13 protein-coding genes are annotated in these 12,619 nt (G+C 59.4%); 6 read left to right on the top strand and 7 right to left on the bottom strand.

Going from position 1 to position 12,619, the window contains the following annotated elements; translation table 11 throughout:
* Nucleotides 1–32: 32 nt before the first annotated feature.
* A complete protein-coding gene (locus tag AB4O23_RS10290; protein WP_017529138.1) occupies nucleotides 33–218 on the bottom strand; it encodes a CsbD family protein in 186 nt (61 codons plus the stop codon).
* Between the two features lie 200 nt (nucleotides 219–418).
* Here AB4O23_RS10290 and AB4O23_RS10285 point away from each other — a divergent pair, with 200 nt between their 5' ends.
* Entirely contained in the window at nucleotides 419–796 is a 378-nt protein-coding gene (locus tag AB4O23_RS10285) for a hypothetical protein (protein WP_017529139.1), read from the top strand.
* Between the two features lie 57 nt (nucleotides 797–853).
* Here the strand turns inward: AB4O23_RS10285 and fadD1 are convergent, their stop codons facing one another.
* Together fadD1 and fadD2 are read right to left on the bottom strand one after the other, a co-directional pair.
* Complete coding sequence (gene fadD1, locus AB4O23_RS10280; protein ID WP_017529140.1) at nucleotides 854–2,545, bottom strand: long-chain-fatty-acid--CoA ligase FadD1; 1,692 nt, start codon at nucleotides 2,543–2,545, stop codon at nucleotides 854–856.
* Between the two features lie 383 nt (nucleotides 2,546–2,928).
* A complete protein-coding gene (gene fadD2, locus AB4O23_RS10275) occupies nucleotides 2,929–4,617 on the bottom strand; it encodes a long-chain-fatty-acid--CoA ligase FadD2 (RefSeq protein ID WP_068937290.1) in 1,689 nt (562 codons plus the stop codon).
* A 212-nt stretch (nucleotides 4,618–4,829) separates the two neighbouring features.
* Here fadD2 and AB4O23_RS10270 point away from each other — a divergent pair, with 212 nt between their 5' ends.
* Together AB4O23_RS10270 and AB4O23_RS10265 are read left to right on the top strand one after the other, a co-directional pair.
* Nucleotides 4,830–5,774 carry an alpha/beta hydrolase gene (locus AB4O23_RS10270; RefSeq protein WP_017529142.1) on the top strand — a complete coding sequence of 315 codons (945 nt, stop codon included), beginning with the start codon at nucleotides 4,830–4,832 and terminating at the stop codon, nucleotides 5,772–5,774.
* Between the two features lie 57 nt (nucleotides 5,775–5,831).
* Nucleotides 5,832–6,302: a MaoC family dehydratase gene (locus AB4O23_RS10265; RefSeq protein WP_065876700.1), complete on the top strand. Its 471-nt coding sequence runs from the start codon at nucleotides 5,832–5,834 to the stop codon at nucleotides 6,300–6,302.
* Nucleotides 6,303–6,439: 137 nt separating this feature from the next.
* On the opposite strand, the gene AB4O23_RS10260 is transcribed toward AB4O23_RS10265, so the two are convergent.
* The gene (locus AB4O23_RS10260; protein WP_017529144.1) at nucleotides 6,440–6,907 is read right to left on the bottom strand and encodes a ferritin-like domain-containing protein; all 468 of its coding nucleotides are present in this window, start codon (nucleotides 6,905–6,907) and stop codon (nucleotides 6,440–6,442) included.
* A 206-nt stretch (nucleotides 6,908–7,113) separates the two neighbouring features.
* On the opposite strand from AB4O23_RS10260, the gene AB4O23_RS10255 reads away from it, so the two are divergent.
* Both AB4O23_RS10255 and AB4O23_RS10250 read left to right on the top strand, forming a co-directional pair.
* A complete protein-coding gene (locus AB4O23_RS10255; RefSeq protein ID WP_017529145.1) occupies nucleotides 7,114–7,350 on the top strand; it encodes a DUF3820 family protein in 237 nt (78 codons plus the stop codon).
* Nucleotides 7,351–7,364: 14 nt separating this feature from the next.
* Entirely contained in the window at nucleotides 7,365–8,540 is a 1,176-nt protein-coding gene (locus AB4O23_RS10250; protein ID WP_065876699.1) for an aminotransferase class V-fold PLP-dependent enzyme, read from the top strand.
* A 142-nt stretch (nucleotides 8,541–8,682) separates the two neighbouring features.
* On the opposite strand, the gene AB4O23_RS10245 is transcribed toward AB4O23_RS10250, so the two are convergent.
* Genes AB4O23_RS10245 through zwf form a run of 3 tightly spaced genes read right to left on the bottom strand, consistent with a single transcriptional unit; the run spans nucleotide 8,683 to nucleotide 11,532 of the window.
* The gene (locus AB4O23_RS10245; protein WP_026067364.1) at nucleotides 8,683–9,348 is read right to left on the bottom strand and encodes a bifunctional 4-hydroxy-2-oxoglutarate aldolase/2-dehydro-3-deoxy-phosphogluconate aldolase; all 666 of its coding nucleotides are present in this window, start codon (nucleotides 9,346–9,348) and stop codon (nucleotides 8,683–8,685) included.
* Nucleotides 9,349–9,365: 17 nt separating this feature from the next.
* Nucleotides 9,366–10,079, bottom strand: coding sequence for a 6-phosphogluconolactonase (pgl, locus tag AB4O23_RS10240; RefSeq protein ID WP_065876698.1), 714 nt, complete (start codon nucleotides 10,077–10,079; stop codon nucleotides 9,366–9,368).
* Nucleotides 10,066–11,532 carry a glucose-6-phosphate dehydrogenase gene (zwf, locus tag AB4O23_RS10235; protein WP_065876697.1) on the bottom strand — a complete coding sequence of 489 codons (1,467 nt, stop codon included), beginning with the start codon at nucleotides 11,530–11,532 and terminating at the stop codon, nucleotides 10,066–10,068. Before zwf ends, pgl begins: the two co-directional genes overlap by 14 nt.
* Before the next feature lie 219 nt (nucleotides 11,533–11,751).
* On the opposite strand from zwf, the gene AB4O23_RS10230 reads away from it, so the two are divergent.
* Nucleotides 11,752–12,612, top strand: a complete 861-nt coding sequence (locus tag AB4O23_RS10230; RefSeq protein ID WP_169875662.1) for a MurR/RpiR family transcriptional regulator — start codon at nucleotides 11,752–11,754, stop codon at nucleotides 12,610–12,612.
* Nucleotides 12,613–12,619: the final 7 nt, after the last annotated feature.

Genomic DNA, 12,619 nt, shown 5'->3' with positions numbered 1-12,619 from the left:
CAGCGCTGCATCAAGACCGCCGGCATATCGATTTACCGGGTGGCTTTTTTTACCGCATCTTTGGTATCGCCGACCGCTTGCTGCACTTCGCCTTTCTTCTCCTGGATCACACCTTCCGCGCGCAGCTTGTCGTTGCCGGTGACTTTGCCGACGCCTTGCTTGATGTTGCCAGCTGCTTCGTTCGCCAAACCTTTTGCCTTATCCGATGTGCTGCTCATGGTATTTCTCCGAAGGAACAATCAAAGGTTTTGGTCATTGCGTAGCGATTGACCCGAGGCCGTTCGACAGAGTTTCAATTATTTTGCGGCAGGCATTTCATCGAAAGCGGCAGGTTTGGCTTTATGTTTTGTGGCCAACCCACGAGAATGCCCGGCACATTCAGGCTATAACGCTGAATAACAGATCCCGTAGGAAGGTTATGAAACTCAATAAAGCACAGGCCATCGCCCGCAGAAACCAGGAATTGGGCGGTGCCGTACTCGGCGTCAACAACTGCCACTTCACCGACCTGGACCGCAAACGCAACATCTGGTGGTTCGACCTGCCGGTAGGCCGTATTGCCGTCGGCCAGTACGAGTGGATTCACCTGTTGATGCACAACGCCGAGTCCGACCAGTTGCTGCACCTGAAGGTGCCGACGGCGTTCCTGCGTGAGAAGCTCGAAGGCTTGGTGGTGCGTAACGCGGGCAAGCGCAGCCCGGAGATCACCCTGGAGCTGAGCGCGGACAAGGATTCGTTCTTGAAGGATGTACGCCCGGCGGGTGCGGGTGTGAGCTTCGCGCAGTTCGCTCTGTAAGCACACAGGACAAAAAATGTGGGAGGGGCGCACCGTCCCTCCCACATTTGGACCGGGTTACTTTTTAAGGCCGAGTTTCTTCAACTCTTCATCACGCAACTCACGCCGCAGGATCTTGCCCACGTTGGTGGTCGGCAGCGCATCGCGGAACTCCACGGCCTTGGGCACCTTGTAGCCGGTGACGTTGGCGCGCATGTGTTCCATCACCTGCTCCTTGGTCAGGGTGGCGCCCGGCTTGACCACGATGAAGATCTTGATGTGCTCCCCGGACTTTTCGTCCGGCACACCAATGGCCGCGCATTGCAGCACGCCCGGCAGGGTGGCCAGTACGTCTTCCAGCTCGTTGGGGTACACGTTGAAGCCCGAGACCAGGATCATGTCCTTCTTGCGGTCGACAATGCGCATGTAGCCATCCGGCTGGATGATCGCGATATCACCGGTCTTCAGCCAGCCTTCGCTGTCGAGCATCTCGTCGGTGGCGTCCTGGCGCTGCCAGTAGCCTTTCATCACCTGCGGGCCCTTGACGCACAACTCGCCGACTTCCCCCAGGGCCAACTCGACGCCGTCATCGGTGATGACCTTGCACAGGGTCGAGGGCACCGGAATGCCGATGGTGCCAAGCTGGATATGCTGGATCGGGTTGACCGTGGCCACCGGGCTGGTTTCGGTCATGCCGTAGCCTTCGCAGATGCCACAGCCGGTCACGGCTTTCCAGCGTTCGGCGGCCGCCAGTTGCAGGGCCATGCCGCCCGACAGGGTGACCTTGAGCGCGGAGAAATCCAGCTTGCGAAAGGCTTCGTTGTTGCACAGCGCCACAAACAGCGTGTTAAGGCCGACAAAGCCACTGAACTTCCACTTGGACAGTTCCTTGACCATCGCCGGCAAGTCACGCGGGTTGCTGATCAGGATGTTGTGGTTGCCGATTAGCATCATCGCCATGCAATGAAAGGTGAAAGCATAGATGTGATACAGCGGCAGCGGCGTGATCAGGATCTCGCAACCTTCGTTGAGGTTGGAGCCCATCAGTGCCTTGCACTGCAACATGTTGGCGACCAGGTTGCGGTGGGTGAGCATCGCACCCTTGGCCACGCCGGTGGTGCCGCCGGTGTATTGCAGCACCGCCACTTCGCTGCTGGCCGGGCTGGCATCGCTGACCGGCTGGCCATGGCCTTTGGCGAGCACATCGTTGAACTTGATCGCGTGCGGCAAGTGGTACGCCGGGACCATTTTCTTCACGTACTTGATGACACTGTTGATCAGCAGGCGCTTGAGCGGCGGCAGCAGGTCGGCGACTTCGGTGACAATCACGTGCTTGACGGCGGTCTTGGGCACGACCTTTTCCGCCAGATGCGCCATGTTGGCCAGGCAGACCAGGGCCTTGGCGCCGGAGTCGTTGAATTGGTGTTCCATTTCCCGCGCGGTGTACAGCGGGTTGGTGTTGACCACGATCAGGCCGGCACGGATGGCACCGAACACGGCGACGGGATATTGCAGGACGTTGGGCAGTTGCACGGCGATTCGGTCGCCGGGCTTCAAGTCGGTGTGCTGTTGCAGGTACGCGGCGAAGGCGCCGGACAATTCGTACAACTCACCGTAGGTGATTGTCTTGCCCAGGTTGCTGAAAGCCGGTTTGTTGGCGAAGCGCTGGCAGGACTGCTTCAGTACCGCCTGAATATTTGGATACTCGTCTGGATTGATGTCTGCAGCAATCCCGGCGGGGTACTTATCCTTCCAAAAGTCTTCGTGCATGGAAAGCCCACTCCTCAGCGACGCGAATTCATCATCGCATTTGATGCGATTATTATTGGTGTATGTTTTTTTAAGGTGAATCTGGCGCTTTCAAGCAGGCCTAGACGTCACAAAGCGCGCCGAGAGTAGCAGCTTTGCCAAGGGCCGACTAGAGCCAAACGAGGGCCCCACAGTCACTATCATGACTGTCCTACAATATTTGGTCACACTTTAAACAAAGCCGAAATGCCTCAGCGAGAGGCTCTGGAATAAGGCTTTCAGCACAACATAAAACACATGTGGGAGGGGGCTTGCTCCCGATGGCAGTGGGTCAGTCACACAGTTGGTGACTGAACGCCGCCATCGGGAGCAAGCCCTCTCCCACATTTTGAATCTATTTCAACTCAGGCGATGTCGCGCAGCTCACGCCGCAAAATTTTCCCTACCGGCGTCATCGGCAACGAATCGCGCAGCACAATCTGCTTGGGTACCTTATAGCCCGTGAAGTTGGCCTTGCAGTAACTCTTGAGCTCTTCAAGGCTCACGCCTTCGGCACGCGCCACCACGAACAGCTTCACCGCCTCGCCCGTGCGTTCGTCCGGCACGCCGATCACCGCACAGTTGGCCACCCCCGGGTGAGCCATCACCACGTCTTCGATTTCATTGGGGTACACATTGAAACCGGAGACGATGATCAGGTCTTTCTTGCGATCGACAATCCGTACAAAACCATCCTCATCAATCACCGCGATATCGCCAGTCCTGAGCCAGCCTTCCGCGTCCAGAGCCTCGGCGGTGGCGGCCGGCTGCTGCCAGTAGCCCTTCATCACCTGCGGCCCCTTGATGCACAACTCGCCGCGTTCACCCAGGGGCAACTCGACGCCATCATCATCAATCACCTTCATCGCGGTGGCCGGCACCGGAATGCCCACGGTGCCGAGGCGCGATTTGTTGCCATAGGGGTTGGTACTCGCCACGGGCGAGGTTTCCGTCAGGCCGTAGCCCTCGCCAATCGCACAGCCGGTCAGTTGCTCCCAGCGCTCGGCCGTGGCCTTGATCAGTGCGGTGCCGCCGGAGTTGGTGAGTTTGAGGTGGGAGAAATCCAGGCTCTTGAAGTCGGGGTGGTCCATCAACGCCACAAACAGCGTGTTGAGCCCCAGCAGCCCGGTAAAGCGCCACTTTTTCAGCTCCTTGATAAACCCGCCGATGTCCCGGGGGTTGGTGATGAGCACGTTGTGGTTGCCCGAGACCATCATGCACATGCAATTGGCGGTGAAGGCGTAGATATGGTAAAGCGGCAGCGGCGCGATCATCACCTCCTGCCCTTCCTTGATCAGCGGGTGGCCGTCCTCGCCGGTTTGCGACATGCAGGCACGCACCTGCTGCATGTTCGCCACCAGGTTGCCATGGGTGAGCATCGCGCCCTTGGCCAGGCCGGTGGTGCCGCCGGTGTATTGCAGCACGGCGATGTCATCCAGGCTCACCGGATGGCGCGTTACGCCCAGGCCGGCGCCCATGCGCAGCGCGCGCTTGAACGACACCGCGCGCGGCAGGTGATAGGCGGGGACCATTTTCTTCACCTTGTCGACCACGGTATTGATCAGCCAGCCTTTGGCGGCGGGCATGAAGTCGCCCATCCTGGCCTCGATCAGGTAGTCGATCTCGGTATCGTTGCACACCTCCTGTACCCGCGAACCGAACAGGTTGAGGTAGACCAGCGCACGCACGCCGGCGTCCTTGAACTGGTGGCGCATCTCGCGCGGGGTGTACAGCGGGTTAGTGTTGACCACGATCAGGCCGGCGCGCAGGGCGCCGAACACGGCAATCGGGTAATGCAGCACGTTGGGCATTTGCACGGCGATGCGCTCGCCGGGCTTGAGGTCGGTGTGCTGTTGCAGGTAGCCGGCGAACGCCGCACTCTGGCGTTCAAGCTCGGCGTAGGTCAGGGTAATGCCCATGTTGCTGAACGCCGGACGGTCGGCAAAGGTCTTGCAGGAACGCTCGAAGACCTCGATCACCGACTTGTAGGCCGAGAGGTCGATGGCATTGGGAACCCCCGCCGCGCGTTTGTCATTCCAGAAATCAGGTTGCATTATTCTTGTCCTCTGTACCTGAAGGTGTCCGGCCGCTTATAAAAAGCGGAGCTTTGGGGACGTTAGCAGCTATAGCCAAACAGGCAAATACACTCAATCGTGTCATTGATTGTATGAATCTTGTCCCTGACGCGTAGGCAGATACCCCGCCCTCTGGCAGATGAGCTATACACTGCAACGACCCCCGAGCAACCTTGAAGAAAGGACGCGTCATGAACCACAGCACCCACTGGCTGACCGCGAATGACCACAGCCGCCTGTACGTCAATCAATGGATGCCCGACGAGCCGGCCCATGCGGTGGTCATGCTGTCCCACGGCATGGCCGAGCACAGCGGGCGCTATGCGCGGTTGGCCAAGGCCCTGTGCGCCGCCGGCTATGGTGTGTATGCGCCGGACCAGCGTGGCCACGGCCGCACCGCCGATGAAGGCACGCTGGGGTTGTACGCCGAGGAGGATGGCTGGAACAAAGTGGTGGGCGACCTGGCGAGTCTCAACCAGCACATTGGCCAGCAGCACCCAGGGTTGCCGATCATATTGTTGGGCCACAGCATGGGCAGCTACATCGCCCAGGCCTACCTGTTGCACCACAGCGCCAGCCTGCACGGGGCGATTCTCAGTGGGTCGAATTTCCAGCCGGTGGCGCTATACCGCGCCGCCCGCGTGATCGCCCGCGCCGAGCGTGTGCGCCAGGGTTTGCGCGGTCGCAGCGCGCTGATCGAGTTCCTGTCGTTCGGCTCGTTCAACAAAGCGTTCAAGCCCAACCGCACGGCGTTCGACTGGCTCAGCCGCGACCCCGCAGAGGTGGACAAGTACATCAATGACCCGCTTTGCGGTTTTCGCTGCACCAACCAACTGTGGGTCGATTTGCTCGGCGGCTTGCAGCAAATCAGCAAAGCGTCCAACCTCGCGCAGATCGATCCGGGCCTGCCGATCCTGGTCATAGGCGGCGAATGTGATCCGGTGAGTGAGGGCAAGCGTCTCAACAGTCTGGCCACCGCCCTGCGTGAGGCCGGCTGTCAGCATTTGCAACTCAATATCTACCCGCAGGCGCGTCACGAAGTGTTCAACGAAACCAACCGCGATGAAGTCACCGCGGATGTGCTGACGTGGCTCGACCAGGCCCTGACCCTGCGCAGGCCGGTCCATTGCGAATAAATTCCGCTTAAAAATCAGCCTGTTAAATTACCGATTAGCCACAGGATGCACCTTTAGATGACCCAGGTAACCAATACCCCTTACGAAGCCCTCGAAGTCGGCCAGACCGCCAGCTACAGCAAGACCGTCGAAGAGCGCGATATCCAGTTGTTCGCCGCCATGTCCGGCGACCACAACCCGGTGCACCTGGATGCCGAATACGCCAAGGCCACCCTGTTCAAGGAGCGTATCGCCCATGGCATGTTCAGCGGCGCGTTGATCAGTGCAGCCGTGGCCTGCGAGCTGCCTGGGCCGGGCACCATCTATATTGGCCAGCAGATGAGCTTTCAAAAACCGGTCAAGATCGGCGACACCCTGACCGTGCGCCTGGAAATCCTTGAAAAACTGCCGAAGTTTCGCGTACGCATCGCCACCCGTGTGTTCAACCAGCGCGATGAGCTGGTAGTGGATGGCGAGGCCGAGATCCTCGCGCCACGCAAGCAGCAAGTCGTGACCCTGACCGAACTGCCGCCGATCAGCATTGGTTGATTGCACTTTCATCATCAACACACAACAAATGTGGGAGGCGGCTTGCTCCCGATCGCGGTAGGTCAGGCACTTTATCGGTGACTGAACCACTGCCATCGGGGGCAAGCCCCCTCCCACATTTTTTTACTGCGTAGGGCTTACGACTGAGCGCGTGCCTGGTTACGCAGGGCTTTTACCTGATCATGGTTGCGCTGTGCGCCATGGTACTGGCGCTCAACCAGGTCACGAATGCCCAGCAGGTTGTGCTGGTTGATCTTCTCGATCGCTTCACGGTAAGCCTTGAGTGCATGGTCTTCACCGCGCTCGGCTTCGTTCAGCACAGCCTCTTCGTCTTTGCCGGTCACCATCGACTTCACGTCGACCCAGCCACGGTGCAGTGCGCCGGCGACGCTGCCGGAATCTTCCGGATCACCACCCAATGCACGCACAGCGGTTTTCAGTTCGGCAGCGGCAGTCGCGCAATCAGCGGAGCGCTTGGCGAACAGCGCTTTGAGTTCTGGGTGCTTGATGTCTTCGGCACATTCCTTGAAACCCTTCTGGCCGTCGATGCTGGTCTCGATCAGGTCGTTGAGTACAGAGATCGATTCTTTATTGATGTCAGTCATTTTTCAATTCCTTATGTGGGTTGAGGAAGGTTGCCTAGATGATTGCAGCGCTCATGCCAGGTTTTGAAAAATTATTTTCCTTTTAATTTTCAATAAGTTATGAATTATTGAACCATCTGTATGTACGTTATTTGCATGATCTGTCATTTGGCCTTCATGCAGAATGCCTGTATTTTCCAAGGTCTCGACGCAAGCGGCCGATCCCCATGAACCCCGAAAAACTCGAACTACTGATCACCCGCCAAATGCCCTTCGGCAAATACAAGGGCCGGATCATCGCCGACCTGCCGGGGCCTTACCTGAACTGGTTTGCCCGCGAAGGTTTCCCCCACGGCGAGCTGGGTGGTTTGCTGGCGTTGATGCAGGAAATCGACCACAACGGCCTGGCCGAATTACTTGAACCGCTACGCGCGAAACACGGCAAACCAGCCCCTCGCCATTGACTAAGAGCCCCGCCATGCCAAGGAACGCAGATAACGAAGATCACTGGCAGGCCATCGCCCGGTGCTATGACGTGGAACCGGGCCCGATCAATCTGGAAAACGGCTACTTCGGGCGCATGAGCCGTCCGGTGCAGGCGCAGTACCTGGACCACGTCGCGTTTATCAACCGCAGCAATTCGCTGCACGTGCGCCAACGCTTCGAGACCGGCGAAAACGTCGAGATCCGACGCCAACTGGCCGGGTTGATCGATGTCGACCCGGAGTCCGTCGCCTTCACGCGCAATGCCACCGAAGCCTTGCAGTCGCTGATCCGCAACTACAACCGTCTGCAACCGGGCGACCAAGTGTTGATCAGTGACCTGGAGTACGACACGGTCAAAGGCGCCATGCGCTGGCTGACGGATGTTCGCGGGGTCGAAGTAGTCGAACTGTCCCACACGCACCCGGCGAGTTTCGACAGCCTGGTGCAGACGTATCGCGATGCCTTCGCCCAGCACCCGCGTTTAAAGCTGATGGCGCTGACCCACGTCACCCACCGCACCGGTCTGGTAATGCCGGTTGCGGCGATTGCCAAGGCCGCTCGCGAGCATGGCATCGATGTGATCCTCGACGGTGCCCACGCCCTGGGCCAAATCGAGTTCAACCTGGCCGACTTGGGTATCCAGTTCGCCGGCTTCAACCTGCACAAGTGGATTGGCGCGCCGCTGACGCTCGGCTTTCTCTATATCGCTCCCGAGCGCTTGGCCGATATCGACCCGGATATGGGCGAGTTCCACTACCCCGCCACCGATGTACGCGCACGTACGTCCTACAGCACGCCGAATTTTCCGGCGCTGATGACCCTTCCGCTGGTGTTTGAAGAACATCGGGCATTGGGCGGCGCGGCGGCCAAGGGGGCGCGGGTCAATTACCTGCGCGACCTTTGGGTGAGCCGGGTACGGCCGTTGGAAGGGATCGAGGTGCTGACGTCGGATGATCCGCGGCTTTATTGCGGGATCACCGCGTTCAAGTTCATGGGGCGCGATCAGCCAGTCATGGTGGATCGGTTGCTCAAGGAGTACGGCCTGTTTACCACGACGCGAACAGGAGCGGCGTTCGGTACCTGCATTCGGGTGACGCCGGGGTTGCTGACATCGGCGGCAGACATGAGTGTGCTGGTCGACGCCATTACCCAGCTAAACACACGCTGAAAATGTGGGAGGGGCTCGCCCCTTCCCACCTTCGGTTTTGTGGCGCTGTCGCGATTTTTTACAGGCAAAAAAAAGCGGTACACCGACCAAGTGCACCGCAAAAATGCCGTTAAGCACAGCAACAACGATTCGATAAATCAGCTCAATCGAGCAGCGCCAGCGCCTGTGCGGTGACTTCCTGGATGCGGGCCCAGTCGCCGTTCTTGACCCACTCCGGGTCCAGCATCCAGCTACCGCCCACGCACATCACGTTTTTCAACGCCATGTAGCTTTTGATATTGGCCGGGCCGACGCCGCCGGTCGGGCAGAACTTCACTTCGCCGAACGGGCCGCCCAGGGCCTTGATTGCGGCAACGCCGCCGCTGACTTCGGCCGGGAACAGCTTGAAGCGGCGGTAGCCCAGGCCATAGCCTTCCATGATTCCGGAGGCATTGCTGATGCCCGGCAGTAATGGGATCGGGCTGTGTACCGAGGCTTCCAGCAAGTCGCGGGTGATGCCGGGGGTGACGATAAATTGCGAGCCTGCCACTTCAGCCGCTTCGAGCATATGGCGGTCGAGCACAGTGCCGGCACCGGTGCACAGTTCCGGGCGCTGCTCACGCAACACCTGGATGGCCTTGAGGCCGAACTCGGAACGCAGGGTCACTTCCAATGCGGTCAAGCCACCGGCTGCCAGGGCATCGGCCAGCGGCAAAATGTCCTGTTCACGGGCGATGGTGATCACCGGCAGGATCCGCGCCTTGGCGCAGAGGCTGTCGATCAGGGCAACTTTATCCGCCATGGACACGGTCGGTTGTGGGCTTTTCATAGCGGCTGATCCTTGGCTCATGGGCACCAGTAAATCTCTAATGTAGGTTGCAAAAACGCGCGAATCGGCATGGCCGCAACATCGTCACTGGCCAGGGCCGCGCTCAAGGTGGTCAACTTCGAACTGCCGGAAATCGACAGCACGGTGTAATTGGCCGTGGCCAGCAACGCGCGACTCATGGTCAGGCGCTGATGCGGCACGGTCGGCGCCAGCATCGGCCAGCAACGGCGGGTACCGTCGGCCTTCAGCGCTTCGGCGAGGTTCGGGCTGTTGGGAAACAGCGAAGCGGTGTGGCCGTCATCGCCCATGCCCAGCACCAGCACATCAATGGCCGGCAGTTCGGCCAGCAGGCGATCGGCCTGCTCGGCAGCGTCTTCAAGGGTTGGCGTCGCGCTGTACAAGCTCAAAAACCTGGCCTTGGCCGCCGGGCCTTGCAACAGGTGCTGCTTCAACAAACCGGCATTGCTGTCGGCGTGCTCCACCGGCACCCAGCGTTCATCGGCCAGGGTAATGGTGACCTTTGACCAGTCCAGGCCTTGCTTGGCCAGGTTCTGGAAAAACGCCACGGGGCTGCGGCCACCGGACACCACCAGGGTCGCTTCGCCACGGGCGCTGATGGCCACGCGCAATTGCTCGGCCACGTCATTGGCCAGGCCCTCCGCCAGCAGCACCGGCGAACGGTACTCATGGGCCGTTACGCCCTGAGGCAGTTTCAATTCAGATATCGCCATACCACGACCTCCCATCCCGCGTGATCAGTGCAATGGAGCTCATCGGCCCCCAAGACCCCGCCGCATACGGCTTGGGCGCGTCACCGGATTTCTTCCACCCGGCGATCAACTGGTCACACCATTTCCACGCGGCTTCGATTTCATCTTTGCGAACAAACAGGTTCTGATTACCGCGCATCACTTCCAACAGCAAACGCTCGTACGCATCGGGGATGCGCGCGCTGCGATAAGTGTCGGAAAAATTCAGTTGCAGTGGGCCGCTGCGCAGTTGCATGCCCTTGTCCAGGCCCTGTTCCTTGGTCATTACACGCAAGGAGATACCTTCATCCGGCTGCAGGCGAATGATCAGTTTGTTGCTGATCTGCAAGCGCTGCTCGGGGGCGAAGATGTAGTGGGACGGTTCCTTGAAGTGGATAACGATCTGCGACAGTTTTTGCGGCATGCGTTTGCCGGTACGCAGGTAGAACGGCACCCCGGCCCAACGCCAGTTACGGATATCGGCCCGCAGCGCGACGAAGGTTTCGGTGTCGCTCTGGGTATTGGAATTCTCTTCTTCCAGGTAACCCGGCACCGGTTTGCCGGCGCTGTAGCCGGCGATGTACTGGCCGCGTACCACCTGGGTGGTCAGGCCATCCGGGCTTATGGGCGCCAGGGCCTTGAGCACCTTGACCTTCTCGTCACGGATACTGTCGGCGGACAAGTCGGCCGGCGGGTCCATGGCAATCAGGCAAAGCAGTTGCAGCAGGTGGTTCTGGATCATGTCGCGCAGTTGGCCGGCCTTGTCGAAATAACCCCAACGGCCTTCGATACCGACCTGCTCGGCCACGGTGATTTCCACGTGGGAAATGTAGTTCTGGTTCCACTGGGTTTCGAACAGGCTATTGGCGAACCGCAGGGCAATGAGGTTCTGGACGGTCTCTTTGCCAAGGTAGTGGTCGATGCGGTAGGTGCGGTTCTCCGCAAAGAACTGCGCCACGGCGTCGTTGACCTTGCGCGAGGACTCCAGGTCCGAACCGATGGGCTTTTCCAGCACGACGCGGGTGTTTTGCGCCAGGCCGACCTTGGACAGGTTCTCGCAGATCGCCCCGTACACCGCCGCTGGCGTGGCGAAGTAGGCGATCAGGCATTGCTCGGTGCCGGCTATTTCGGCCAAGGCCACATAATCGTCGGCCTTCATGAAGTCGACGTGTACGTAGGTCAGGCGCGCCAGGAACCGCTGGGCGATGGTCTCTTCCAGTTCTTTGCCGACGTATTTGCGCAGTTCTTTTTCGATATGGGCCAGGTGCTGTTGCTCGGAGCCGGCTTCACGGGCCAGGGCCAGGATGCGCGTATCGTCGTGCAGCAGCCCGGCGCCATCGAGTTGATAGAGGGCAGGAAATAACTTGCGCAGCGCCAGATCACCCAAGGCGCCAAACAGGGCAAAGGTGCAGGGTTCTACGGTTATCAAAGGCATGATGTTTGTTCTTTTATCAAGTTAAGCTACAAATACCTTTTTCCAAGGTATCACTCAAGGAAAAATGTAGTAATAACCACAACATTTTGCCGAAATGCGCATTCCGAGTGGTGGTGTTCAGCTACCCTCAGTAGGATAGGCCACCGCGAAAAGCCACTCGTCGATTGGCTGCCGCCCTTTATTTGCATCGTCGCCCGAAGGAAAGACTGAATGGACCGCGTGCGAAATCTTCTGGAACAGATCCGGAACCGCCTCGAAGAATTGAACAAGGCCGAGAAAAAAGTCGCCGAGGTCATCCTGCTCAACCCGCAGCAGGCGACCCGCTTCTCTATCGCCGCTCTCGCCCAAGCCGCGTCGGTCAGTGAACCGACGGTCAACCGTTTCTGCCGTTCGTTCGGCGTCAGCGGTTACCCTGAACTCAAATTGCAACTGGCGCAAAGCCTGGCCAGTGGCGCGGCCTATGTCAGCCGCGCCGTGGAGGCCGATGATAACCCTGAGGCCTATACCCAGAAGATCTTCGGCAGCGCCATCGCCTCCCTGGACAGTGCCTGCCAGGCGCTGGACCCCGCCCTTATCAGCAAGGCCGTGGACCTGTTGATCCAGGCGCGGCAGATCCACTTCTTCGGCCTGGGCGCTTCAGCCCCGGTGGCGATGGATGCCTTGCACAAATTCTTCCGCTTCAACCTGTCGGTCACCGCCCATGCCGACGTGCTGATGCAGCGCATGATCGCGTCGGTGGCGCATACCGGCGAGCTGTTCGTGATTATTTCCTACACCGGGCGTACGCGTGAACTGGTGGAAGTAGCCCGTATCGCCCGCGAAAACGGTGCCTCCGTGCTGGGCGTGACCGCCGAGAACTCGCCGCTGGCCAAGGCTAGTACAGTGAGCCTGAATATTCCGTTGCCGGAAGACACCGACATCTACATGCCGATGACTTCGCGGATCATCCAGCTGACGGTACTGGACGTGCTGGCCACCGGCATGACCTTGCGTCGCGGGGTGGATTTCCAGCCGCATTTGCGCAAGATCAAAGAGAGTTTGAATGACAGCCGGTATCCGGTTGGGGATGAGTTCAACTAAGCCGGCC

It is taken from the genome of Pseudomonas sp. H2_A10, assembly GCF_054680085.1.
This window is presented reverse-complemented; position numbering and strand designations above follow the sequence as displayed.